The sequence below is a fragment of the Vibrio sp. YT-16 genome (genome assembly GCF_033337405.1).
Lineage (GTDB): Bacteria > Pseudomonadota > Gammaproteobacteria > Enterobacterales > Vibrionaceae > Vibrio > Vibrio alginolyticus.
This window is the reverse complement of sequence record NZ_JAWOQQ010000004.1, coordinates 246,988-270,897: the sequence shown is the minus strand read 5'-3', so window position 1 is coordinate 270,897 and position 23,910 is coordinate 246,988. Positions and strand designations below refer to the sequence as shown.

22 protein-coding genes are annotated in these 23,910 nt (G+C 44.9%); 16 read left to right on the top strand and 6 right to left on the bottom strand.

All coding sequences use genetic code 11. The annotated features are described in order from the left end of the window. Positions 1–229: 229 nt before the first annotated feature. Positions 230–931, bottom strand: a complete 702-nt coding sequence (gene rsuA, locus R7F07_RS09640) for a 16S rRNA pseudouridine(516) synthase RsuA (RefSeq protein WP_017820850.1) — start codon at positions 929–931, stop codon at positions 230–232. Positions 932–1,052: 121 nt separating this feature from the next. On the opposite strand from rsuA, the gene R7F07_RS09635 reads away from it, so the two are divergent. From R7F07_RS09635 to rplY, 5 genes are all read left to right on the top strand, one after another. Next, on the top strand, positions 1,053–2,804 hold the full coding sequence (locus R7F07_RS09635) for a DEAD/DEAH box helicase (protein ID WP_021707635.1): 1,752 nt from the start codon (positions 1,053–1,055) through the stop codon (positions 2,802–2,804). A 155-nt stretch (positions 2,805–2,959) separates the two neighbouring features. Beyond that, positions 2,960–3,325 (top strand): PepSY domain-containing protein, encoded by a 366-nt coding sequence (locus R7F07_RS09630; RefSeq protein WP_372008595.1) that lies wholly within the window; start codon positions 2,960–2,962, stop codon positions 3,323–3,325. A 76-nt stretch (positions 3,326–3,401) separates the two neighbouring features. Beyond that, positions 3,402–4,061, top strand: a complete 660-nt coding sequence (locus R7F07_RS09625; protein WP_005378073.1) for a response regulator transcription factor — start codon at positions 3,402–3,404, stop codon at positions 4,059–4,061. Next, complete coding sequence (locus R7F07_RS09620; RefSeq protein ID WP_005378071.1) at positions 4,051–5,400, top strand: ATP-binding protein; 1,350 nt, start codon at positions 4,051–4,053, stop codon at positions 5,398–5,400. Before R7F07_RS09625 ends, R7F07_RS09620 begins: the two co-directional genes overlap by 11 nt. A 284-nt stretch (positions 5,401–5,684) precedes the next feature. Beyond that, positions 5,685–5,963, top strand: a complete 279-nt coding sequence (gene rplY / locus R7F07_RS09615; RefSeq protein ID WP_005378066.1) for a 50S ribosomal protein L25 — start codon at positions 5,685–5,687, stop codon at positions 5,961–5,963. A gap of 147 nt (positions 5,964–6,110) precedes the next feature. Here the strand turns inward: rplY and R7F07_RS09610 are convergent, their stop codons facing one another. After that, a complete protein-coding gene (locus tag R7F07_RS09610) occupies positions 6,111–6,626 on the bottom strand; it encodes a GNAT family N-acetyltransferase (protein WP_017634886.1) in 516 nt (171 codons plus the stop codon). Between the two features lie 752 nt (positions 6,627–7,378). On the opposite strand from R7F07_RS09610, the gene ushA reads away from it, so the two are divergent. Together ushA and R7F07_RS09600 are read left to right on the top strand one after the other, a co-directional pair. Then, a complete protein-coding gene (ushA, locus tag R7F07_RS09605; protein ID WP_017634888.1) occupies positions 7,379–9,067 on the top strand; it encodes a bifunctional UDP-sugar hydrolase/5'-nucleotidase UshA in 1,689 nt (562 codons plus the stop codon). A gap of 415 nt (positions 9,068–9,482) precedes the next feature. Continuing rightward, the gene (locus R7F07_RS09600) at positions 9,483–9,704 is read left to right on the top strand and encodes a hypothetical protein (protein WP_005386686.1); all 222 of its coding nucleotides are present in this window, start codon (positions 9,483–9,485) and stop codon (positions 9,702–9,704) included. 135 nt (positions 9,705–9,839) lie between these two features. Here the strand turns inward: R7F07_RS09600 and R7F07_RS09595 are convergent, their stop codons facing one another. Then, the gene (locus tag R7F07_RS09595; RefSeq protein ID WP_005378062.1) at positions 9,840–10,088 is read right to left on the bottom strand and encodes a DUF1289 domain-containing protein; all 249 of its coding nucleotides are present in this window, start codon (positions 10,086–10,088) and stop codon (positions 9,840–9,842) included. Between the two features lie 184 nt (positions 10,089–10,272). On the opposite strand from R7F07_RS09595, the gene R7F07_RS09590 reads away from it, so the two are divergent. From R7F07_RS09590 to R7F07_RS09550, 9 genes are all read left to right on the top strand, one after another. After that, the gene (locus R7F07_RS09590; RefSeq protein ID WP_005378077.1) at positions 10,273–10,719 is read left to right on the top strand and encodes an META domain-containing protein; all 447 of its coding nucleotides are present in this window, start codon (positions 10,273–10,275) and stop codon (positions 10,717–10,719) included. A 435-nt stretch (positions 10,720–11,154) separates the two neighbouring features. Then, the gene (locus R7F07_RS09585) at positions 11,155–12,315 is read left to right on the top strand and encodes an ABC transporter substrate-binding protein (protein WP_171342723.1); all 1,161 of its coding nucleotides are present in this window, start codon (positions 11,155–11,157) and stop codon (positions 12,313–12,315) included. Between the two features lie 9 nt (positions 12,316–12,324). Beyond that, entirely contained in the window at positions 12,325–14,034 is a 1,710-nt protein-coding gene (locus R7F07_RS09580; protein ID WP_171342724.1) for an ABC transporter permease, read from the top strand. Further along, complete coding sequence (locus tag R7F07_RS09575) at positions 14,000–14,647, top strand: ATP-binding cassette domain-containing protein (protein WP_065274385.1); 648 nt, start codon at positions 14,000–14,002, stop codon at positions 14,645–14,647. Before R7F07_RS09580 ends, R7F07_RS09575 begins: the two co-directional genes overlap by 35 nt. Further along, on the top strand, positions 14,640–15,251 hold the full coding sequence (locus R7F07_RS09570) for a CDP-alcohol phosphatidyltransferase family protein (RefSeq protein WP_042522015.1): 612 nt from the start codon (positions 14,640–14,642) through the stop codon (positions 15,249–15,251). Before R7F07_RS09575 ends, R7F07_RS09570 begins: the two co-directional genes overlap by 8 nt. 123 nt (positions 15,252–15,374) lie before the next feature. Further along, complete coding sequence (locus R7F07_RS09565; protein ID WP_005386695.1) at positions 15,375–15,854, top strand: glycine zipper 2TM domain-containing protein; 480 nt, start codon at positions 15,375–15,377, stop codon at positions 15,852–15,854. Between the two features lie 202 nt (positions 15,855–16,056). After that, positions 16,057–17,586, top strand: coding sequence for a nitric oxide reductase transcriptional regulator NorR (gene norR, locus R7F07_RS09560; protein WP_171342725.1), 1,530 nt, complete (start codon positions 16,057–16,059; stop codon positions 17,584–17,586). A gap of 174 nt (positions 17,587–17,760) precedes the next feature. Next, a complete protein-coding gene (gene hcp, locus R7F07_RS09555; protein WP_171342726.1) occupies positions 17,761–19,422 on the top strand; it encodes a hydroxylamine reductase in 1,662 nt (553 codons plus the stop codon). An 80-nt stretch (positions 19,423–19,502) separates the two neighbouring features. Beyond that, a complete protein-coding gene (locus R7F07_RS09550; protein WP_005378100.1) occupies positions 19,503–20,558 on the top strand; it encodes an FAD-binding oxidoreductase in 1,056 nt (351 codons plus the stop codon). 213 nt (positions 20,559–20,771) lie between these two features. On the opposite strand, the gene R7F07_RS09545 is transcribed toward R7F07_RS09550, so the two are convergent. From R7F07_RS09545 to R7F07_RS09535, 3 genes are all read right to left on the bottom strand, one after another. Beyond that, entirely contained in the window at positions 20,772–21,713 is a 942-nt protein-coding gene (locus R7F07_RS09545) for a class I SAM-dependent methyltransferase (RefSeq protein WP_171342727.1), read from the bottom strand. A gap of 31 nt (positions 21,714–21,744) precedes the next feature. Further along, a complete protein-coding gene (locus tag R7F07_RS09540; RefSeq protein ID WP_171342728.1) occupies positions 21,745–22,437 on the bottom strand; it encodes a TIGR01621 family pseudouridine synthase in 693 nt (230 codons plus the stop codon). A gap of 82 nt (positions 22,438–22,519) precedes the next feature. After that, a complete protein-coding gene (locus R7F07_RS09535) occupies positions 22,520–23,890 on the bottom strand; it encodes a sodium-dependent transporter (RefSeq protein WP_065645418.1) in 1,371 nt (456 codons plus the stop codon). Between the last annotated feature and the right edge of the window lie 20 nt (positions 23,891–23,910).

The window sequence follows — 23,910 nt, the reverse complement described above, 5'->3', positions numbered from 1 at the left end:
CACAATGCAGTAAAAATGATGGCGTTGACACCATCATTCCATTCACCGTAGCCGAAGGCTTTGCAATAAGAGTATGCATGCATCAGCTAAATGCAAAGGTATATCACTGAGATGAGTAAGCACACCGGAATTGTCTAGGCACTAATTTTGGTAGGAAAATTTGTTTTGAGCCAATTCCTACCAAAAGACTAGTTCCTATTAGGAACTAAAGAATTTCCCATGCCGACAATTAATTCCAAATAGAATCAATTTCTTCTTGCGTGAGGTAGCGATAATCACCTGGTTCTAGTGCCTCATCAAGTTCGATAGAACCAATACGCTCACGATGTAAGTACTCAACTTTATTTCCTAACGCCGCGAACATACGTTTCACTTGGTGATACTTACCTTCCACGATAGTTAACAATACTTCATTCTCAGCCTCGTTCACGATTTCCAAACGAGCAGGCAATGTTGCTTCTGATTCATTGCGCAAAATGATGCCTTGTTCGAGCTTTTCCTCGTAATCTGGCTGAATAGCATCGACGAGCCAAACACGGTACGTTTTCTCACACTTATGCTTAGGTGAGGTAATACGATGAGACCACTTACCATCATCCGTAATCAATACTAAACCAGTTGTGTCGACATCTAATCGGCCCGCAAAGTGAAGGTTTTCAATTTTAGGCTCATCAAGCAATGCGAATGCAGTTTGGTTGTAGCCATCTTCATGTGAACAAACAAAGTCAGCAGGCTTATACAACATAATGTAACGAGGACCAGGAGCACCAATAACACGGTCTTCCCACATCACTTCCGCACCTTTAGGTACTTTAAATGCACCACTTTTTTGAACCTCACCGTCAACGGTGATGTCTCCACTTTTGATGATCTTTGTTGCCTGTTTGCGTGTTGCACCCAGAGCGTCACACAAATATTTATCTAAACGCATGAATACCTCATTGAATTATACCCAAGTGATCTCTAAATCTTGGTTTAAAGGTCACTTGGGTATAAAAGTCAGGTATTATAGCGTTCCTCGTTCGAATAGTTGAGCAATTTCACATATTTTCATGTACACACTTCGTCCTTATCAAGCCGACTCGGTTAAAGCCGTTATTCATTACTTTCGTAAACACTCGACACCAGCAGTGATCGTGCTGCCAACCGGTGCAGGAAAAAGCTTGGTGATCGCAGAACTTGCTCGCCTTGCGAAAGGACGAGTGTTAGTCCTCGCCCACGTAAAAGAACTGGTCGAGCAAAACCACGCAAAGTATGAAGGTTATGGTTTAAAAGGTTCTATCTTCTCAGCAGGATTGGGACGAAAAGAAACTGACCAGCAAGTCGTGTTTGCTTCGGTTCAATCGGTCGTACGTAACTTAGATTCGTTCAAAAACCAGTTTTCTCTGCTCGTTATTGATGAGTGCCATCGTGTGCCAGATGACAAAAACAGCAGCTACCAAAAAGTTATTACTCACTTACGAGAACTGAACCCTGGCATTAAGGTGCTGGGACTAACTGCAACGCCCTATCGTTTAGGAATGGGCTGGATTTATCAGTATCACACCCGAGGTCAAGTGCGAACCGAAGAGCCTCGATTCTTCCGCGATTGTATTTTCGAACTGCCGATCCGTTACTTGCTCGACGAAAACTTCCTCACTCCAGCCCGCATGATGGATGCCCCCGTTTTGTCTTACGACTTCTCTCAGCTGAAGCCCGCTAACACCGGACGCTACAAAGAAGCAGAAATGGACATGGTGATCGATAAAGCCAAACGTGCGACTCCGCAAATTGTTGAGCAAATCATGCAATATGCGAAAGAGCGTCAAGGTGTCATGATCTTCGCTGCAACTGTTCGACACGCACAAGAGATACACAGTTTATTGCCAGAAGGCGAAACTGAAATCGTCATTGGTGATACACCTACGCCGGAGCGCGATGCGATCATCCAAGCGTTCAAGAATCGTCAAATAAAATACTTAGTCAATGTTTCGGTACTGACAACCGGGTTTGATGCGCCGCATGTCGATTTAATCGCGATTTTGCGACCAACAGAGTCAGTCAGTCTGTACCAACAGATAGTAGGACGAGGATTACGCTTATCAGACGGAAAATCAGAATGTTTAGTGCTTGATTACGCAGGCAACAGCTACGATTTATACCAACCAGAAGTCGGTGATCCCAAACCAGACTCTGACAGTGAAATTATCACGATTCCTTGCCCGGCTTGCGGATTCAATAACAACTTCTGGGGTAAGTTGGATAGTAACGGTTTCTTGGTTGAACACTTTGGCAGACGTTGCCAAGGTTACTTTGAAGATGAAGACACAGGCGAACGTGAACACTGTGGCTACCGTTTTCGTGCCAAATACTGTGGTGAATGTGGTGCGGACAACGATATTGCTGCACGAATTTGTCATGAGTGTGACGCGACGCTCGTTGACCCAGATAAAAAGCTAAAAGAAGCCCTTAATCTCAAAGATGCATTAATCTTTGAATGCACAGAAATGGACCTATCTGTATTTAAGTCCAGTGATGGTAAATCTCAGCTAAAGGTGACGTATTCTGGTGAACCATACCAAGGCGAAGGCAATGCGTTAGTTCATGAGTTTTGGTCATTGAGTACCAAAAAACAAAAACAAACGTTTAAAGATCAGTTCGTACGCCCCCACTTAGCAGACAAGCATCGCCCTTTTGAAGAGGCTTCACCGACACGCGTTGTAGCTAATCAACATCGTTTCCGTTTGCCTCAGTTTGTTATTGCTAGAAAATCTGGTCGCTTTTGGAAGCTGCGGGATAAGATTTTTGAAGATGAGTTGAAATAACATCGACAACACATGGCAAAACTTAATTAGCTGATTCACTCTCTGTTCATCTATATCCGATATACTGCGGCTAACGCTCCAGAAAAGGTTTGACTATGTATAAAGCAACGACTTCTCTACATTCTGCGTTACTTTTCGGCCTTATCACGACATTCATGTGTGCACCAAGTTTTGCCAAGCATGGCAACGAGTACACATCACAAAATGGCCACGCCATCGTGCAAGATGTCGAAAAGCCAGGAACACGCATCGAATTCGATGAAGATCAAGATGAGGTCTATCGCGCGGTTCAACAAGGATATATACGACCATTTTCGGAACTTTACGCCGCAGTAGAAAACGACCTATACGGCCGCATCATCAAGGTCGAGCTTGAAGAAGATGATGATGCTTGGGTGTATGAATTGAAAATTCTGTACAACAATAGCGTCCTGAAAGTTGAGTACGACGCCGCCACGCTGGAAATGCTTGAGATCAAAGGTCGCAGCTTTAACAAAGCGTTAAAGCCGCAAAACAACTAAACTTGTCTAATGCGTAATCCAGACGCGATGCGTAGCTTACTTCGATAAAAATCCAAACATAATAAGAATCATCAATATGAAAATACTTGTTGTTGAAGATGATCCTCGTTTAGGCGAGCAAATCATCGAAACATTAGAAAGTACCGGCTGGGTACCAGAACTGTCCCAAGATGGCATAGACGCTCTGTATCGCGCGACTTCGGAAGAATGGGACGCCATTGTTCTTGACCTCGGCTTGCCAAAACTGGATGGTCTTACCGTCCTAAAAGGCATCCGAGATGAAAACATTAATACTCCTGTCGTGATTCTAAGCGCTCGCGACACCCTAACGCAGCGAGTTGAAGGCTTAAACGCAGGTGCAGACGATTACCTAACTAAACCATTTGAAATGGTTGAGCTTATCGCTCGTATTCGTGCACAGCTACGAAGAGCCTCTGGTAATGCCTCTCCTGTGATGCAAATTGGCGACTTGAGCTTGGATACACGCACTTCTAAAGTCATGTGGCAAGGGCAAGCGGTAAGCTTGACGGCGCTAGAGTATAAAGTGGTCGCTTACTTTATGCATAACCCGGAAAAAGTGATTTCTCGAACCGAACTCGTCGAGCACATTTACAAACAAGACTTTGATCGTGACTCCAACACAATCGAAGTTTTTATCGGCCGAATTCGCAAAAAAATCGCACCAAAGATCATCAAAACTGTCCGAGGGTTGGGATACCAATTAAATGCCGAATAGAAACAGGCTACCGTTGAACGCAATAAAACGACTGAGTATCAAAAGTCGCCTCGTTTTAGCGGCGATCGTTTGGTTAACGGCAATGATCCTCGCCGCTGGTGTGACGATACCGACGCAGGTCTATAACTATATGGTTGATGACACTCGCTCACAGCTCAGCATTTTTATGGATGAAGTCGCCGCACAGTTAGAAGTCGATAACACCGGGCATCTTTCACTCGCAGCTCAGCTATCAGACCCTCGATTTAACCGACCTTACAGTGGTTTGTATTGGAGCGCCTCTACAGAGGCAAGCCTCGAACGTTCTCGTTCGTTGTGGGACAAAAAAATCGAATACAAAGGTTTGGATAAAGATGCGTATGGAGCAAGAGGCGAAAAACTAATTACGCTAGAAAAAGCGCTGTATCTTCCTGATTACGATGGTCCTATTCACATTATTATTGGTATTGACGAAGAGCCCATTAAAAATACCCTTCAGACGTTAATCGGCCAACTTTGGCTTATTTTGGGTTTATTATTCGCGGGCGTGCTTACCGTCATTTTACTGCAAATTGCTTGGTCATTGAGTCCGCTTACAAAGCTACAAAAAGAATTAGCCGAGCTGAAGTCTGGTAATAAAAAGAGTCTAGAAGAAACCTACCCAAAAGAGATTTCTCCTCTAATCTTCGACCTCAACGCTCTGCTGTTCCATTACCAAGAATTACTAGAGAGAGCTCGCAATCATGCAGGTAACCTATCTCATGCACTTAAAACGCCACTTTCTGTTCTAAAAAATGAAGTTCAGACGTTAGAACCTGAGGCACAATCCCGTCTCCGAGCTCCAATCAATCAAATACAAGACCATATCGATTACCATTTGGGTCGTGCCCGTATGGCCGGATCGATGAACATATTATCAGTGAAGTCGAACCCAGCAGATCGTGTGGATGCTATCTCAATGGCGTTTGATAAAGTGTATGCGAGCCGAAGCATTACCTTAATTAATGAACTTGATTCAGAGCTGAATGTAGCAGTAGAGCAGACCGATCTCGATGAAATGCTAGGTAACTTGCTAGAAAATGGCTATAAGTGGGCCAACAGCATGATTCGTGTGCACTCCTCTCAGGATAAGGAAAATATACACATCATTATTGAAGATGATGGGCCAGGCATCCCTAAAGAGAAACTGAGTCAAGTAATCAAGAGAGGAGTTAGATTGGATGAAACAACCCCTGGCTCAGGTCTTGGTCTAAACATAGTCAGTGAAATGGCACACAGTTACCGAGGTCAATTAACATTGGATACAAGCGCTTTAGGTGGATTAAAAGCATCTTTAGTCTTACATCTCAGCCGAACATAAAGCATATAACACATAAACTTTGTTTTTCGGACCATGATCAGTAAACCGATGAAAATGAAGTCGATGTGAACAATATCCAAGCAAAGCGTTAAAAGGGATAGCCTTCCACCCCGCTAAATCATACCTTTTTGTTGATTTGGATACGATTTAGGTTGCCCATTTATAAGTGGAATGATAGTATCCGCGCTCGCTTGAACAGTTCCTGTTTCAAGCTTTACCACGAACAACAAGGTCGCATTGTTGATTGTGAACATTTGATTTTTACTAATTTGAGAGTAAATACTATGAAATTCGAAGCAGTAGTACGTACTGAACTAGGTAAAGGTGCGAGCCGCCGCCTACGTCACGCTGGCAAATTCCCTGCAGTTGTATACGGCGGTGAAGAAGCAGCAGTAGCTATCGTTCTTAACCACGACGACATCGTAAACCAAATGGACAAGCCTGAATTCTACGAAGGCATCGTTCTAGTTATCGATGGCAAAGAAGTTAAAGTTAAGCCACAAGACGTTCAACGTCACGCGTTCAAGCCAAAAGTTGAACACATGGACTTCATCCGTATCTAATTCCCTACCAAGGAATTAATCGGATTAAACCCAAACCTTTTGCATAAAAGATAATCGGACTTACCAACCGAGACATCTACAAAATTTCAAAACCCCGGAGTCTTACCACCTCCGGGGTTTTACTATATTTGGCATATAGCATTTGATTTATGAACGGGCAATATACTTCACTAAAGTGAGATCGGTCAGCGTCATACTCTCAATCACTTCCGACTCTTCCTCTCCAGTACGCACAAAACCACACTTCTTGTAAAAGTTAAGCCCCTGTTGATTAGTATCCAGTGCTTTCAAACTGATCTGCATAACTGACGTAGAGAGCAAACGTGTCTCTAACTCATCTAACAGTGCACTTCCTGCTCCTTGCCCATAATGTAGCGGCGTAACGTAGCAACATGTCACTAATGCCGTTTTATCTTCGCTGGTGTGGTTAGGTAACTCGTAACTTAAAAAGCCAACAATTTCTCCTTGCCTCTCAACTACGATCAATTGGGCCAGTTGCTCCGTCATCACTCGTGCCCACATCCTTTCTCGACGCTCAATCGTAAACTGCTCTATGTAGCTCTTTGGCATTAATCCTTTATACGCCACCTGCCAAGAGTCAACGTGTATCTTGGCGATTTGGGCTGCTTCCTTTTTGAGTGCGTCCCTTACTGTGTATCTCATAAGCATCCTTTATTAGCGTTCACCACTTACAAATTCTTTTAACCCTACCCTTTAAACCAAAGCTCAAAGATAACAGCTACAGTCGCAACGCTTTACATTAATCCATTTCATTTTCATTAATTAAATGATAGTTCACATCATAATACTCGAAGAAGAACGATCCATTATTTACTTTTCATTTTGACTCATTAGGTTGAATCTATTTGTTTAAACATTCGAGTGTCAAATGCGGAATAAGCACGATAAGGTATCGGATGAGGATAAATAAACGATGCTTAAAGCATAAGGTTTCTAAACGATCGCAATTATAGTAAAGAGATAAATACAATTTTTGATAGAGTTTGGCAGAATAAAGCCATGATCAAATGAGTTTAAGCTCTGTGCTGTTCATTATGCATACAAACCGCCTCCCCTCATCATCAGAGCGAAAATTTATAACGATTTGTGTCATACCTATTAGGAAAAACATAAACTTGGCAAAATAATCACCAAAATCAGCGTAATACTTCGCAAAAATGCGCATTGATTCACACAAACAACACACATTCAATTAACTACCTCACAAAAAATAGAGCTAGCGATATAAAATAAATACTAAATACCAATTCTGTTTATTTATAGACGTAGTTTGCAGGCTTATTAATTCATTTCTCCGATAGAAGTATAAATAAGAGATAGATCACTAAAGTTTCACATTAATTCCGTATATTTCACGCCGTAACAATAACAAAATCACAAAGAAAGGATCCCTTATGAAGTTTTCCAAATCTCTTTTGGTAGTGGCAGTGGGCGCTGCGCTAGCAGGATGCGGCTCAGACAGCGACAATTCTCCAGTAACCTGCGAGACTGCAGATTCTTGTACTAAGTTCACCGTTCTCCACACTAACGATAACCATGGTCGCTTTTGGCATAACAGCGACGGCGAATACGGCATGGCTGCGCGTCACACTTTAATCGAATCTATCCGCGCAGAAGTCGAAGCAAAAGGCGGTGAAACCATTCTGCTATCTGGCGGTGATATTAATACCGGTGTACCAGAATCAGACATGCAAGATGCGGTTCCAGACTTCGTAGGGATGAACCTACTTGGTTACGATGCAATGGCTGTCGGTAACCACGAATTTGATAACTCACTAGATATTCTCGATATGCAAGCCGAGCTAGCTGACTTCCCTATGCTGGCTGCGAATATCTATAAAAAAGATACAAACGAGCGTTACTTCGACCCTTACAAAGTATTTACTATCAACGGCCTTAAGATCGCTGTTATTGGTCTAACAACGCAAGACACTGCGAAGCTAGTCAATCCAGACAACGTATCAAACATCCACTTCGAAGACCCTCAAGTAGAAATCAAAAAGGTACTGAAGGAAATCGAAGAGAACGAAAAGGTAGACCTAGTATTTGCAACGACGCACATGGGTCACTACGAAGATGGTAAAAACGGTAGTGAAGCACCAGGTGACGTGAAACTCGCTCGCTCTCTTGAAGAAGGACAGCTAAACGCTATCATCGGTGGTCACTCGCAAAACCCTGTATGTATGGAACCAGGTACCAATGAGTATGCTGATTTCAAACCTGGGGATGATTGTGCCCCAGACCAACAAAAAGGCACTTGGATTATGCAAGCGCATGAGTGGGGTAAATATGTGGGTCGTGCTGACTTCGAATACTACGACGGCAAGCTTCACTTAGCGAACTACGCACTGATTCCTGTAAACCTTCTAGACGAAAACGATGAAGTTATCGGTGAACGAATTCAACAAGATGCAACAGTAAAAGCGTTACTACTGCCATACCAACAACAAGGTCAAGAGTTATTAGATGAGAAGATTTCTAATACGACGGGTAAGTTAGAAGGTGATCGTAACGTAGTTCGCTCTCAACAAACTAACCTAGGTCACCTACTCGGCGAGGCATACCGTACTTACAAAACGGTAAATGCTGACTTTGGTGTGATGAACTCTGGCGGCGTGCGTGATTCAATCCAAGATGGTGATATCACTTACCGTGACGTACTAACGGTTCAGCCATTTGGTAACTTCGTGACTAAAGCAACTATGACAGGTAAAGAAGTTAAAGAATACCTAGACGTGGTTGCGACGAAATCTGCAGGCTCTGGTGCTTACGCTCAACTAGATAACATCACTTTAGATGTAAATTGTGATGCTGGCTCAGTAACCATTACCGATATTAACAATAAAGGCTTCGATCTAGACGCAACGTACACATTCTCTGTAATCAGCTTCAGTGCTGCTGGTGGCGATAACTATCCAATCATCGATGTTCAATCTACACAGCTAACCGATGCATACGTTTTGCGCGAGTTCTTCGTAAACAACCCACAAATCTCTGCGGATAACTACAACAAGAACTTAGAGAACATCAAGTACTTCAGTAATGGCCAACCAGTAAAAGGCTGTCCTGCATCTGGTAGCTAATACTCAACACCTTACCCCTGGCACTAAGAGCTTTTACAAGCAATTTCGTCAGGGCTTTCCTCAAAACCGAAGCTTTGTGCTTCGGTTTTTTATTTTCGATAAATTACTGAAAACTCTCCACCTTCACAATATGTTCAAAAATTGTTCATTTGTGTTATTGACGCCCCTGTGTTGGGCTTCTATGTTTGATAAGGTCTTTTTAATATGCAGGTTCATCGGCTAAATTTCGCGAAACATTTTTAATCGCATAGTCAATGATTCTGAGAAAGATGTGAATGGCGTTACAAACACTGCTCTCAAACAATTTGTCTTTGGACTTCAAACGATGGTGATGTGCCTCCACGCACACACTAATGAGCAGCGATCTGGACGTCAATGTGTTCAAACTGCTGCCATCGAGTTCTGGAGGTCAAAAATGAAACGAGCCAGCAATAGCTACAGACTCCAAATGATCAAAGAAGTAGTTACCCGTAGAGAGCGTGAAGCTTGTACGGATCCTATGGCGAGATATATTCATCAACTGATGGATGAACGCCCAACAAGTAAATTAGATGTTGAATTCAATCATCGATTTTCAGGAAATCACTTCGACGAACAAGCGGGAGGCTGGGTTAGCGACCGTTGGTCGATGAAATAACGCCAATTACCGCTCTATAGGGAAAATGGATAGGAGATTCCCGGTTCTTAAAGGACACCTTGCCGGACCGGGAATATGTAAAAGCCTAATCAGAACCGAAAGCGAAGGCGTAACCCCACAGACTGAACAAGAATTCTAGAATAAGTCTTGCTGAGGCGATGACTCATCTTGAAGCTGTTCTGGCTTCGTCTTCCCTGCCAACATCTTTCGTCTGTACCTTTGACGACACAACTTAATAACGTGCAACTGCTGAGCGGGGGTTAAGTTAAGCCAATTAAACCTTTCCTCTCTCTTTCTCATACACCCCTTGCAATACCCTTTTTCATCGGAGGTACATACTCCAACACAAGGGCTTGGGACAGTAAAAAACTCCAGTTGCTCCATACTAAAACCGCTCTTTCCATATTAGGGCGTATTGGCCTAGTTTAAATAATGAGAAGATTAGTCAGCAACAAAACTTGCTATATACTTCGTTATGTCAAAAACATACGAAACCATAACCTTATGCTGACAAAAACAGTGTTTTATTACTTATACTTACCGCGTTTATAAAAACGGAGTCTATAAAATGAAGCTTAGCCTAAAAACGTTAGTTACAGCAATCTCTCTCCCTGTTCTTATGACTGCTTGTGCTAGCAACGGTGATGATGTGAAAGAAATAACGGCTCAAGATTTGCAGCACCACAACTGGGAACTTGTTCAAGTTGATGGCAAAAATATCGTTCTAGACGAACACCAAAAAGCGGCTCGCCTAGAAATCGGTGAAAATCTAACCGCAAACGGCAACGCAGGTTGTAACAACTTCTTCGGTCAAGCCGAGCTGAAAAACAACCAACTACGCATCGAAAAAATGGGCATGACCATGAAGATGTGTATGGAAGATCAAATGAAGATCGAAAACGCAATGACACAAACACTATCTAACTGGAGCGATATCACGCTAACTAAAGATGGTCTTGTTCTGAAAAGTGCCGATCACGAATTGACGTTTACACTACGTGACTGGGTAAACTAATCCCAACTAAGTAAACCAGATAGTATCTTAAAGCAGCCAAACGGCTGCTTTTTTTATATCGATGAATCGTTAGTCATGCATGCTAAAGTCATTTAAATGGCCAACTTTCTTTCTCTTTTCGCCCTCAATCCCATGCTTTAGACATCAATTTTGCTCTGTAAAACAACCTATTCATATCTCTGGGGACAATAATTTTCAATTACTTGAAAGAATATCCTCAAACAAACGGTCCGCTCCTAAAATGACACCAAATTTGTCCTTTCTTCGTTTTGCTTCACATTGAGAGTAATTCTTTGAATCAATGAGTGATTCCGTTTGGGATTGGCATTGATAATAGAGAGAGATGAATTACTATCCTTGTAACAGAGCGGAACGACTTGCGAAAACGTCAATAGAAACGAAAGCAAGAACCAAAAGACATAACACGGAATAGATATGAAAAAGCTACTCAGCAGCATTGGCATTTTAGCCACGACTTTTGCGACACCTTCTTTTGCCGATTCATCAGTGAATAGTGAATGGCAAAAAATCGAACAGCAAGCCGACGGGCAATCCGTCTACTTTCATGCTTGGGGCGGGAGCCAAGAAATTAATCGCTACATACAGTGGGCGAGTAGAGAGCTAAAATCACGTTATAACGTGACGCTAAACCACGTTAAAGTAACTGATATTTCTGAGACCACTACTCGACTTATCGCAGAAAAAGCGGCAGGCAAAAACAGCGGTGGTAGTGTTGATATGGTTTGGATCAATGGCGAAAACTTCAAATCAATGAAGGATAACCAATTGCTATTTGGTCCTTTTGCCGAAGGTTTGCCAAGCTGGCAATATGTGGATAAATCTCTACCAATTGATGTGGACTTCTCCGAGCCAACAGAAGGTCTAGAAGCACCTTGGGGAGTAGGACAATTAGTGTTTATCCATGACGAGCAAACCCTCCATAACCCTCCAAAATCATTCTCAGAAATGCTGAGCTATGCAAAAGCGTTCCCGAATCGCCTGACTTACCCTCGACCACCAGAGTTTCATGGCACAAGCTTTATCAAAGCATTACTCATTGAACTGTCTAACAACGCCCCTGAGCTGCAACAACCAGTTACCGATGACACGTTTGAACAAGTCACTCAACCGCTGTGGTCTTATCTAGATGAGTTCCATAAAGTCGCTTGGCGCGGTGGTAAGCAGTTTCCAGGCGGTACAGCAGAAACCCTTCAGCTACTAGATGATGGTCAGACTGACCTGGCGATTACCTTTAACCCGAACGCGGTTTTCTCTGCGCAGTCGAGCGGTAATCTTGCAGAGAGCACCAAAGCGTACGCAATGGACGCAGGAGCACTCTCAAATATCCACTTTTTAGCGATTCCTTGGAACGCAAATGCCAGTGCTGGTGCACAAGTTGCGATAAACTTTTTATTGAGCCCTGAAGCACAGTCTCGCAAAGGTAACCTAAACATCTGGGGCGACCCTTCGGTACTAAGCAACCAATACCTAACTGGTTCGGCCAAAAACACTCAACAATTCAAATCTATCGCTGAGCCACATCCAAGTTGGCAAGCGGCGTTGGAAAAAGAATGGTTGAAACGCTACGGGAATTAGTAAGAATCCATGTTAAGAGCGCTGTATTTAGTCATTATCGCAGTTTGTATTTTGCCTACCATTCCGGGGCTACTTGGAGTGGTGGTCTCTGCGCTCGGTTATGTACCTCCTATCGGTCTACACCACTTTTCTTTTGATGGCTTCAATGCCGTCTTTGATTGGGAAGGTGTTTGGACATCCATCGGGCTTACTTTCTACTCCGCCATTTTCAGTAGCTACTTGGCTTGCTTCATCACGTTTGCCATTCTACAGGCGTCTTGGGGCAGCAAGTTTTGGCGAAAAATTGAAGTTAGCCTTTCCCCACTTCTCGCTATGCCGCACGTCGCGTTTGCAATTGGCTTTGCGTTCTTGCTTGCCCCAACTGGTATGGGCGTTCGTGTTCTCAACCAACTGTTTGGTTACGACCCGAATGCACAAACGGTGAATGACTTAGCATTGCTGATTAAGGACCCACATGCACTCGGTTTGATCATCATGCTTGCGATTAAAGAAGTGCCGTTTTTATTGTTGATGAGTATTCCGATCCTTCAGCAATTGAAAGTCGATAAGGTTGAAAAAGTCAGTCACTCGATGGGCTACAGTTCCGCGCAAGCGTGGTGGAAATGCGTATTTCCGCAATGGTTAGCAAAACTTCGTTTCCCAATGCTGGCGGTATTGGCTTACAGTTTGTCCGTTGTCGATGTCGCCCTGATTATTGGCCCTACCAACCCACCCACGTTTGCGGTTTTGGTATGGCAATGGTTTAACGATCCAGATTTATCGCTCCTACCAAGAGCTGCCGCTGGCGCAGTAATACTGTTTGCGATCGCTAGCCTTTTGATTGGATTTGCACGCTTAATGGAATGGTGTATTACCAAAGGCTTCAAACGCTGGCAGTACTCTGGTCGAAACGGGTTTCGTTTACCCGGTAAAACCCTATTTTCACTGGTCGCGCTACTTGCACTTCTAATGATTCCACTCATGGTGCTGTGGAGCTTTGCCCAACGTTGGCGCTTTCCAGATTTGCTCCCAAGCCGTTACAGCCTGCGTTTTTGGGAATACGAATGGCACAGTATTCTAGGGACTCTAGAACAAAGTATGTCAATCGCCCTAATCAGCGCGACTGTCGCGCTAGTTCTTGCTTTAATAGCACATGAGTATCGTCTCCGTTATCGCTGGCAGGTGCCCGGTTACATCATCGCCATCCCAATGCTGATTCCTCAGCTATCCGTGCTATTCGGTATGCAAGTAGTGACGCTGTACTTAAACAGTAATGCGTATTTCTTTTGGGTATGTTGGGCGCATGTATTCTTTGCGTTCCCATTTATTTACCTCTCGCTAGACGGTCCGTGGCGCAGCTTCGATAACGGCTTAACTCGCGTCGCACTCAGCTTGGGTAAATCACCGATGCAAGCTTGGTTAAAAGTGAAACTGCCAATCCTCCTGCCTGCAATTGCATTCGCGTGGGCTGTCGGTATTAGTGTCAGCCTGGCGCAATACCTACCAACATTGGTGCTAGGGGCTGGGCGCATTAGCACCATCACAACCGAAGCCGTTGCACTATCCAGTGGTTTTGACCGACGTGTCACCGCTATTTACGCCATTTGGCAAGCTCTGCTGCCATTCTTGTTCTTTTCTTTTGCGATACTGCTTAGCCACTTGCACAGGAAGTATCGCCGCTTGTCTATAAAAGGTTTACTACTGAATGAGTCTTTGTCTCGAAAACCTCGCCATCCGTAAAACCAATGGCGACGCGCTTTTTTCAGCGTTCAACATGACCGTAGAAAAAGGTGAAATCGTTACCCTGATGGGGCCTAGCGGTTGTGGTAAATCCACTTTGTTGGATGCCATTGCCGGGCACCTATCCGCCGAGTTCAACTACTCTGGATCCATTACGCTTGATAACGAAAAGTTGGATGCCCTCCCTGCCCATAAGCGTCAGGTCGGTATTCTATTCCAAGAAGATTTGCTCTTCCCTCATTTAACGGTGTGGGAGAACCTTGCCTTCGCGCTACCAAACTCAATCAAAGGTGAAGAGCGTAAAGCTCACGCTATGCAAGCACTGAAGAACATTTCATTGACCAAACTAGCAGAGTCCTTTCCTGACCAAATTTCGGGAGGGCAACGTGCCCGTATCTCATTGACTCGTATGCTGCTAGCAAAGCCAAAAGTTGCGCTACTTGATGAGCCCTATAGCAAGCTGGATAAAGACCTGCGCGTGCAATTTCGCAATTGGGTGGTCGAACAATTGCAGCAAGCGAACATCCCTACTTTGATGGTAACGCACGATGAAGACGATATTCCTGATGGCAGCAGCTGCCTAAACTGGCCGTGGGAGACAAATCATGCTTGATAGCCTGAGTATAAAGCTCATCCGCAAACCGCTGGCACTCAGTGCGAAATATCTCGATAAATGTGGTATCACTGCAAATCAGACGACAGTGTTTGGTTTTGTACTTGGCTGTTTTGCCCTGCCGGCTTTGATCACCGAACAGTACTTGTTGGCGTTGCTGTTTATTTTGCTGAACAGAATCTGTGATGGGTTAGACGGTGCACTGGCGAGGATTCAAGGCATTACCGATGCGGGTGGTTTTCTTGATATCAGCTTAGATTTTTTGTTCTATTCGTTGATTCCTTTTGGCTTTGTGCTTGCCAACCCAGAGCACAATGCCGTTGCAGGCGCATTTTTGATTTTTTCCTTCATCGGCACTGGTAGTAGCTTTTTGGCTTTTGCCATCATGGCAGGAAAACAAGGCATCGATAATCCGGTATATAAAAACAAATCGCTTTACTACATGAGCGGCTTAACCGAAGGTACAGAAACCATTGGCTGCTTGGTTTTATTTTGTTTGCTACCGCAACACTTTGCCGTCATCGCGTATATCTTTGGCGCGGCATGCTGGTTTACTACTTTTACACGTATTTATTCAGGGTTTCATACGCTTAACGATCATTAATACTGCTTAGACAATCGCGTTTCCTTAAGGGACAAGCCGCTAAGCCACTGTTTTATAAAGCACCAAAACGCAGGTTAAATTGGGGTATATACTCTTTGAATGAAGAAACCATTCGGAGGCTATATGAAAAAACAGATTAATTTAGGCATGTTGCTCACCATTACTTGTGCGCTCGTGCTTGGCGGCTGTAGCTCACCTAACCCGTACGGAGATGCATACGGCTCATCCGACACTCGCAAAGTTCAGCAGGTTTACTACGGCACAGTAGAAAAAGTAGAACCCGTAACCATTGATGCCTCTACCCAATCCAATGCCATTGGCACCATCGCTGGTGCTGCCGTGGGCGGGATCTTAGGCTCAAAAGTTGGGGGCGGTTCTGGCTCGGATATCGCTGCCATTGGTGGTGGTCTATTGGGTGGCTATGCAGGCAGCAAAGCGGCTGAAGCAACCGCGAAAAGAAATGGCGTGAATCTGACCATTCGTTTAGAGGACGGAAAGATTATCTCTATTGTTCAAGAAGCAAATCCAAACATGATTTTCCAACCAGGCCAAGCGGTCCAAATCAATGTTTCTGGTAATGACGCCAGAGTCGTTCCTCGTTAATTCGGACGAACCAAACCTTTGGCCTGCTTTAATTCAAACACCTAACCCGCGCAAGCTTACATCACTGGCTTGTTAACTTGCGCGTTTCTTTTCGTATCAAACTTGATCGTCGTCAATGGAACATCAATCTCCCACACCTTTCGATGTTCAAATGACATCAAGTTGCTAGCATGAGCCCATTCCAGATAACTTTGGGCTTGTTATGACTCCGACTGTTGACCACGTACTCCTTAATATCGCGCTAAACCTCAGCTCAAATCGCTCTCACGAGCAGCAATATCAAAATCTCATTGATGGGGTCGCGCAAGTATTCCCATGTGATGCGAGCTGCCTGTTTATCTTCGATGAGGATGGGTTTCTAACTCCTGTCGCGGTAAAAGGCTTATCCAGCTCAGTCCTAGGTCGTCGCTATTTCCCCAAGGCGCACCCTCGCTTAGATGCCATTATTCATAGCCGTGAACCGGTGCGTTTCGATGCCGATTGTTCACTGCCGGATCCTTTCGACGGCACACTATTAACTGAAGACCAATGCATTGATGTTCACGATTGCATGGGCTTTAGCTTGTATGTCGAAGGCCAACTTGTTGGCGCACTAACGATGGATGCACTAACGGTGGGCGCGTTTGATGGCATCGATCCTGTCGCTATCGAAACCTTTGCGGCTTTGACCGCTGCGACATTGCGTAACATTGCTCAGTTAAAAGCGCTCAAAGCGCAAAACCAGAAGCAAAAAAGCGTCACTCAAACCCTTATCCAGCAAGCCCGTTCTCAACATGGCGAAATGGTGGGTTTGAGTCCGCAGATCAACCAGTTACGAAACAACATTGCGACTGTTGCTCAATCAGATTACGCGGTACTTATCTTAGGAGAAACCGGAACTGGTAAAGAACTGGTCGCGCACTCGGTACACGCGCAATCTCATCGTAGCGATAAGCCGATGATTTACGTCAACTGTGCGGCTTTACCAGAAGGTCTGGCTGAGAGTGAACTGTTTGGCCATGTCAAAGGCGCATTTACAGGTGCTAATAGCCACCGTGCCGGTAAGTTTGAACTGGCAGACGGTGGAACGATTTTCCTTGATGAAGTGGGCGAACTGCCTTTGATTTTGCAAGCAAAATTGCTGCGCGTAATTCAGCAAGGCGAGCTGCAACGTGTAGGTAGCGATCAGCATTTGATGGTCAATGTGCGCATCATCGCCGCGACCAATCGACAATTAGAAAAAGAGGTCGAATCTGGCACGTTTCGAGCTGACCTTTTCCACCGTTTGAACGTGTTCCCAATCCAAGTCCCCCCACTGCGTGCCCGTGAAGGGGATATTCCCGTTTTAGCAGGATATTTGTTGGAAAAAGTACGCCAACAATTCAATGCACCCAATCTGCACGTTCATCCTAAAGTGTTGACTCAATTGGAATCTTCACCTTGGTACGGAAACGTGCGCGAGCTCGAACATACTTTAACGCGCGCGGCTTTGCACGCCATTCAACAAGGCGCAAGCACGATCATGCTTAACCATTTCGACACCTCATTGGCTCTCGGTGATGTAAAAAACACATCGCATTATTTACCCAAAGAAAGCCAACCAATGCGAGAACTGATAGAAAGCTATCAACGTGATTTAATTGAACATGCTTTAAGCCAAACTGGTGGCGTTTGGGCAAAAGCAGCGGAGTTTTTGCAAATGGATCGCGGGAACTTATATCGAATGGGTAAAAAGCTCGGGATCAATAAATAACCAACCACAAGAAGCCGATGTAATTAAGACATCATTTACGTTGTCTTAATTACATCACTCGCCCTATCAAAAACAAATAAAATCATTAAAAATCAACAAGATAATAATTGGCACGCATTCTGCTCTCTAGTGGTCAACATCACGACTATTAAAACAATCACTGGAGAACCCAATATGTTCTGTATTCAATGTGAACAGACAATTCAAACCCCTGCTGTTAAAGGTTGTTCTTTTGCACAAGGTATGTGTGGTAAAACTTCTGAAGTATCTGACCTTCAAGACGTGTTGGTTTACACACTGCAAGGGGTTTCTTTTTGGGCATCAAAAGCACTTGAATTCAACATCATTAACGATGAAATCAACCAATGGGCACCAAAGGCATTTTTCTCTACATTGACGAACGTAAACTTTGACCCTGAACGTGTCCTAGAGCTAACTTCTCAAGCGGCAACGTACAAAGCATTGCTAAAAGAGCAAGTAATGTCTGCTGCAACACTCGCCGATACCGAAGTTGCTGACATTCCTGTTGTTGCTCACTTTGAGCTACCAAATAGCGCAGAAGCAATCTTAGCTTTTGCTCCTCAAGTCGCGGTTAACCGTGGTAAGGACCAAGTACATGAAGATGTTATTGGCCTACGCTTACTTTGCCTATACGGCCTTAAGGGTGCCGCAGCATACATGGAGCACGCACGTGTTCTTGAGCAAACCAACAACGATATCTATGCCGAATACCATGAAATCATGGCGTGGTTGGGTACAGACCCTGAAGATCTTGGTGAACTACTTGATTGCTCAATGCGCATCGGCCTGATGAACTACAAAGTGATGGAAATGCTCGACCAAGGTGAAACAATGACTTTCGGCCATCCAGAACCAACCACGGTGAACGTCAAGCCAGTAAAAGGCAAATGTATTCTTGTTTCTGGCCATGATTTGCATGACCTAGAAAAAATCCTGCAACAGACTGAAGGCAAAGGCATTAACGTTTACACCAACGGTGAAATGCTACCTGCACACGGCTACCCTGAGCTGAAGAAATACCCTCATCTTGTCGGCAACTACGGCAGCGCATGGCAAAACCAGCAGAAAGAATTCGCAAACTTCCCTGGCGCAATCGTAATGACGTCAAACTGCTTGTTGAATCCAAATGTGGGTCAATACGCAGACCGTTTATTCACTCGTAGTATTGTTGGCTGGCCTGGTGTGGCTCACATCGAAGGCGATGATTTTAGCCAAGTGATTGAATGTGTTCTAGCGCAAGACGGTTTCCAACACGATGAAATCGAACACCACATCACGGTTGGTTTTGGTCGAAATGCACTGATGAACGCCGCCCCTGCGGTTATCGACCAAGTGAAGCAAGGCAACATCAAGCACTTCTTCCTAGTCGGCGGTTGTGATGGTGATAAAGCGGAACGTAGCTACTACACCGATTTTACGGCTGAAGCACCAGAAGACACGCTAATCCTGACCTTGGCGTGTGGTAAGTTCCGCTTCAATAAGAATACGTTCGGAGATATCAACGGCATCCCTCGCCTATTGGATGTGGGCCAATGTAACGATGCTTACTCTGCAATCCAGCTTGCACTTGCACTGGCGAAAGAGTTTGACTGTGATATCAATGAACTACCACTCACGCTTGTGCTTTCTTGGTTCGAGCAAAAAGCGATCGTTATCTTGCTAACGCTATTTGCATTGGGCGTGAAAGGCATTTACACAGGCCCTACTGCACCGGCATTCCTAACGCCAAACCTAATCGCCATCATCCAAGAGAAGTTCGATATGCGCAGTATTGGCAATGTTCAGGATGATCTAAAAGCCATCCTAGCAGCTTAATAAACTTGCTTGTTCGCGCCTCCTTACGTGGAGGCGCTATCTATTTCGAACTAAAAATAGCCACAACCAAAGAGATTGTTATGTTTTTTGAATGGCAAGGTAACCAACCCGTCACACTCCGTTGCATCGACAAATACTTCGAAACACACGACACCGTCAGCATCAAATTGGCCGAACTAACCGAATCACTTCTGTTTCAGTTTAAGCCTGGCCAGTTTATTAACTTGGGCGTCGAAATTGATGGAAAAATGGAGTTTCGTGCCTATTCAATCAGCTCGATCAATGAAGACGATCACCTTCAACTCACCATCAAACGAGTATCTGGCGGTAAAGTATCGAACTACATCGTTGACTCGCTGCTGCTTGGTGATACCGTTCAAGCATTACCACCAGCGGGCGAATTTAACTGCATTGACCATCCACCCGTTTTACGTGATGGCGAAACAAAAGCCTTGCTTATCAGTGCAGGTTGCGGCGTCACGCCCGTATTTTCGATGGCAAAGCACTGGCTGAGTAATCAAGATGAAAACGACAACGATGTGGACATCGCATTTCTTCATATTGCACGCAGCCCAGAAGAGACGATTTACTACGATCAGCTAGAAACGTTAGACGCTGTGTATCCCAACTTCAATTTAAAGTTGTTGCTGAAAAACCGCGAAGGAACATCGCATCCACAAGGTCGTTTGAATGCCGACTGGCTTAAAGAGCTTGTTCCTGATTTCAAACAGCGCACCGTTTACCTGTGTGGTCCAAGCCAGTTTATGCAAGATGTTCACGGCTATTTGAATGACCTTGGTTTTGACATGACGAACTTCTACCAAGAGAGTTTTACGCCAGCGACTGGCGCAGAATCATCGGTCTCCGATGAGACGGTTAACGTTTCTGTTCCTGATTTTGCTCAAAGCATCGATGCGCAAAAAGGTCAGGTACTGGCCGATGTGCTCGAAGGCGCAGGTTTACCATTAATCGTCGCTTGTCGAAGCGGAATTTGTGGCTCGTGCAAATGCAAGGTTCGTAAAGGCAACGTATCTTCCACTAGCCTAGAAACATTGACGCCAGAAGAAATTGAACAAGGCTATGTGCTCGCCTGCTCATCAATCATCGAAGCGGATCTTGAAGTGCAGATCGGTTAATGCTGCTGGTATCGATCTTTTATTGTTTCCCGTCATTCCGGCGAGCCTAGGCGAGATCAGGAACCTAATATCAGCGTGTTAAGAATAACTCATTCTGATAATAGACTCTGAATCACACTCGCGTCTCGCTATTCAGATTGACGGGGTATCGCGGAAATGCCAGCCGTACTCAAACGGCTGGTACTATAGATAGGTACAACTTTCTTTTCGTCGTCATTGCTTCTCGCTAAACAACAACACTTTCAATGCTGCTTCGCTGTCTACGTCCATAAACTCTGGTGGGTTATCCAGACGCTCACGGAATGTCAACTCTGGCGCTTCTTCTTTCATGCTTTCAATCAAGAAGTCGCTTGTCACAGATGGCGAGTTCACACATGCCATCACTTGACCGCCTTCTGCCAACAAATCCGGCAATCGACGTAGAATCTTTTTGTAATCTTTCGTCAGCGCAAAGCTGCCTTTCTGGAATGAAGGCGGATCGATGATAATCAAGTCATACTGACCAGATTTTTTAATCTTACCCCACGATTTAAAGATATCGTGCCCCATAAAGCTTACCTGGTTGATGTTATGACCATTTAGCTTGTGGTTCTCACGACCTTTAGACAGCGACGCTTTTGCCATGTCGACGTTAACCACTTTATCTGCGCCACCCGCAATGGCAGCGACAGAAAAGCCACAGGTGTAAGCAAACAAGTTAAGCACGTTTTTGTGCTTCGCATTTTCGCGAACCCAATCACGACCGTAGCGCATGTCCAAAAACAGACCGAAGTTTTGGTTGCGGCCAATATCCAATTGGTATTTCAAACCGCTTTCTTCAACGACAGGGCGAGCGTCTAATTCACCGACAAGCACTTCTGAAGGCGCACCATCGGCATAACGGTGCTGAAGAACCATAGTGCGACCTTGCTTATCTGCCCACAGTTGTGATTGTGCCAACGCATTGAGGCCGCTTTTCAGCTCAGCGAGAAACGCGTCGTCGACTTCTTTAAACAAGTTGATGATCAACTGACCTTGTAACCAGTCACAGGTGATTTGCTCTAGGCCCTCAAAACGACGGCCACGACCATGAAACAGTCGACGAATTTCGTTCGGAGCTTGCGCGAGCTCGGTTTCTAGATGCTGAAAAAACAGCGGAAGTTGTGATACTTGCATCGAGTTCTCTTATTAGTTTTCTTTGTGACGGTTATTTGATCGTAGGCCAGCTCAGTTCCCAAGGGGAAAGCCAAGTATCCAAACCCTGAGAGACGATTCCATTGTGCCATTTGTTACCCAGCACTTGGTATTCTCGTGGATCGCAAACAAAGCGATATTGCTCATCTCGGTATTGGAAGCAAAGTGAAAATGCATGCAGGTAACCGCGATCAGCCTCATTGCCTGCATTGTAAATCGGGTCGCCAACAATACCTGAGCCAACCGATTTTAATGCCACGCGGATTTGATGCGTTTTACCAGTGTGTGGCTTACATAAAAATAGGCGCTCTCCGGGCTCTGCCGCAAGAGAGAAAAACTGGGTGACGGCTGGGTTATTTTTGCTGTTGACCAGCTTCCATGATGAACGGCGCGAACGCTCCATATCACCAACGACCAAACCTTGTTTCTTTTTCGGCTTTTTAGAGCCAATCGCTAGGTAGAACTTTTCTACTTGGCGGTCAGCGAAGGCTTGCGATAACGCACTGGCCGCTTTGGCGTTGCGTCCGAGGAGCAGAATACCCGATGTCATTTTATCCAAGCGATGGATAAGATAGAGCTGCTGATCACCACTCTGCTTAGCCACTTCTTGCAGCAGCATTGTGTCGCCATCGTCTTTATGAACAGAGACGTTGGGATGCTTATTGATGATCAGAAAATCGGGATGGGTATGTAGAATATCGAACATAAAAAAACTGGCTCCACGTTTGGAGCCAGCAGTATACATAAGTTATCGGACAAAGCTATCGAGGCTTGCCCTAAGGCCTGAGCTAGAGCTTTCTAGAGAAAATACCAGCAAGACCAATGATTGCGATACCCAGCAGCATGATTTCACCTTTACCACTATCAAAGCCAGACTTAATCCCCATGAAGGCAACAATAGCAATCGCAACAGGAATCAGGTATTTAACTAGGTTGTACCACAATCCAAATAGCGGGAAGGATACTTCGCCGTCATTAGTGATCTCTTTTTCTAGCTCAGCACGGCTTAGGCGCCATCCAGCAAAGATACAAACCAACATACCACCAACCGCTAGGAAGATTTTGTCCGTTAGCAAGTCAAAGATATCAAAGGCACCGGTACCAAACAGCGTTGGTCCCATTCCACCTAACGATAGTGACGCAAAAATACATAATGCCGCCATAACTGCGCTTGCAGACAGAACTGCGTTAGAGCGCTTCATGCCTTTCTCGTCGATTAGGTAAGACACGACAACTTCCAATAGTGATACTGAAGAAGTTAATGCCGCCACCGTCAAACCGATGAAAAATAGCAACGCGAATAGCAACCCAATCACTCCGCCCATTTCAGCAAATAGCTGAGGAACGACAACGAATACAAGACCAGGGCCTGCCGCAGGCTCCATGCCAAAGGCAAACATTGCTGGGAACATAGCAACACCAGCAAGAATCGCGACACCAGTATCCATCGCTGTAACCATACCGGTTGTTTGAACTAGGTTCTCTTTCTTCTTCAGGTAAGAACCGTACGTCATCATACAACCCATACCTAAGCTAAGTGAGAAGAACGCCTGTCCTAGTGCAGCAAGAACCACGTTGCTGTCGACTTTAGAAAAGTCCGGCATGAATAAGAACTCAAGGCCAGCCATTGCACCTGGCAGCATTAAGCCCTTAACAGAAACAACGATTAGGATTAAGAACAGAAGCGGCATCAGAACCTTACCGGCTTTCTCAATACCACCCGAAATCCCTTTCATCACGATCATGACGTTAAGGAACAGGTAAACACCCATCCACATTAAAGGTTGAATCGGATCTGAGATGAAACCGCCAAAACTGTCGCCAATTGCTTCTGGCGAGCTGAGTAGACCACCACCCACTTTAAAGATGTAGGCCAATGCCCAACCACCAACCACAGGGTAGAAGCCCATGATCAAAAGACCACTGAAAACTCCCATAACGCCAGTGAACGTCCAGCGTCGGTCAGTTGTTTTGAATGCACCTACGGCAGAAAGACCTGTCTTACGACCAATAGCGAACTCTGTCAGCATCACGCTAAAACCGATAAAAATTACAAAGATAAGATAGATAGCAACGAATGCACCGCCGCCACTCTCACCTGCTGTGTAAGGGAATTTCCATATATTGCCTAAACCGACAGCGGAACCCGCTGCTGCCATTACGAAGCCTAGTTTAGACC

Coding starts and splice junctions, on each gene's coding strand:
- R7F07_RS09630 (WP_372008595.1), top strand. CDS start 2,960: ATGTGTGCACCAAGTTTTGCCAAGCATGGCAACGAGTACACATCACAA.
- R7F07_RS09595 (WP_005378062.1), bottom strand. CDS start 10,088: ATGGAGCAACTGGAGTTTTTTACTGTCCCAAGCCCTTGTGTTGGAGTA.
- R7F07_RS09545 (WP_171342727.1), bottom strand. CDS start 21,713: ATGCAAGTATCACAACTTCCGCTGTTTTTTCAGCATCTAGAAACCGAG.
- R7F07_RS09535 (WP_065645418.1), bottom strand. CDS start 23,890: ATGGCAGCAGCGGGTTCCGCTGTCGGTTTAGGCAATATATGGAAATTC.
- R7F07_RS09570 (WP_042522015.1), top strand. CDS start 14,640: ATGCTTGATAGCCTGAGTATAAAGCTCATCCGCAAACCGCTGGCACTC.
- R7F07_RS09600 (WP_005386686.1), top strand. CDS start 9,483: ATGAAACGAGCCAGCAATAGCTACAGACTCCAAATGATCAAAGAAGTA.
- norR (WP_171342725.1), top strand. CDS start 16,057: ATGACTCCGACTGTTGACCACGTACTCCTTAATATCGCGCTAAACCTC.
- R7F07_RS09580 (WP_171342724.1), top strand. CDS start 12,325: ATGTTAAGAGCGCTGTATTTAGTCATTATCGCAGTTTGTATTTTGCCT.
- R7F07_RS09550 (WP_005378100.1), top strand. CDS start 19,503: ATGTTTTTTGAATGGCAAGGTAACCAACCCGTCACACTCCGTTGCATC.
- rsuA (WP_017820850.1), bottom strand. CDS start 931: ATGCGTTTAGATAAATATTTGTGTGACGCTCTGGGTGCAACACGCAAA.
- R7F07_RS09565 (WP_005386695.1), top strand. CDS start 15,375: ATGAAAAAACAGATTAATTTAGGCATGTTGCTCACCATTACTTGTGCG.
- R7F07_RS09575 (WP_065274385.1), top strand. CDS start 14,000: ATGAGTCTTTGTCTCGAAAACCTCGCCATCCGTAAAACCAATGGCGAC.
- R7F07_RS09625 (WP_005378073.1), top strand. CDS start 3,402: ATGAAAATACTTGTTGTTGAAGATGATCCTCGTTTAGGCGAGCAAATC.
- ushA (WP_017634888.1), top strand. CDS start 7,379: ATGAAGTTTTCCAAATCTCTTTTGGTAGTGGCAGTGGGCGCTGCGCTA.
- R7F07_RS09540 (WP_171342728.1), bottom strand. CDS start 22,437: ATGTTCGATATTCTACATACCCATCCCGATTTTCTGATCATCAATAAG.
- R7F07_RS09610 (WP_017634886.1), bottom strand. CDS start 6,626: ATGAGATACACAGTAAGGGACGCACTCAAAAAGGAAGCAGCCCAAATC.
- R7F07_RS09620 (WP_005378071.1), top strand. CDS start 4,051: ATGCCGAATAGAAACAGGCTACCGTTGAACGCAATAAAACGACTGAGT.
- R7F07_RS09590 (WP_005378077.1), top strand. CDS start 10,273: ATGAAGCTTAGCCTAAAAACGTTAGTTACAGCAATCTCTCTCCCTGTT.
- R7F07_RS09635 (WP_021707635.1), top strand. CDS start 1,053: ATGTACACACTTCGTCCTTATCAAGCCGACTCGGTTAAAGCCGTTATT.
- R7F07_RS09585 (WP_171342723.1), top strand. CDS start 11,155: ATGAAAAAGCTACTCAGCAGCATTGGCATTTTAGCCACGACTTTTGCG.
- rplY (WP_005378066.1), top strand. CDS start 5,685: ATGAAATTCGAAGCAGTAGTACGTACTGAACTAGGTAAAGGTGCGAGC.
- hcp (WP_171342726.1), top strand. CDS start 17,761: ATGTTCTGTATTCAATGTGAACAGACAATTCAAACCCCTGCTGTTAAA.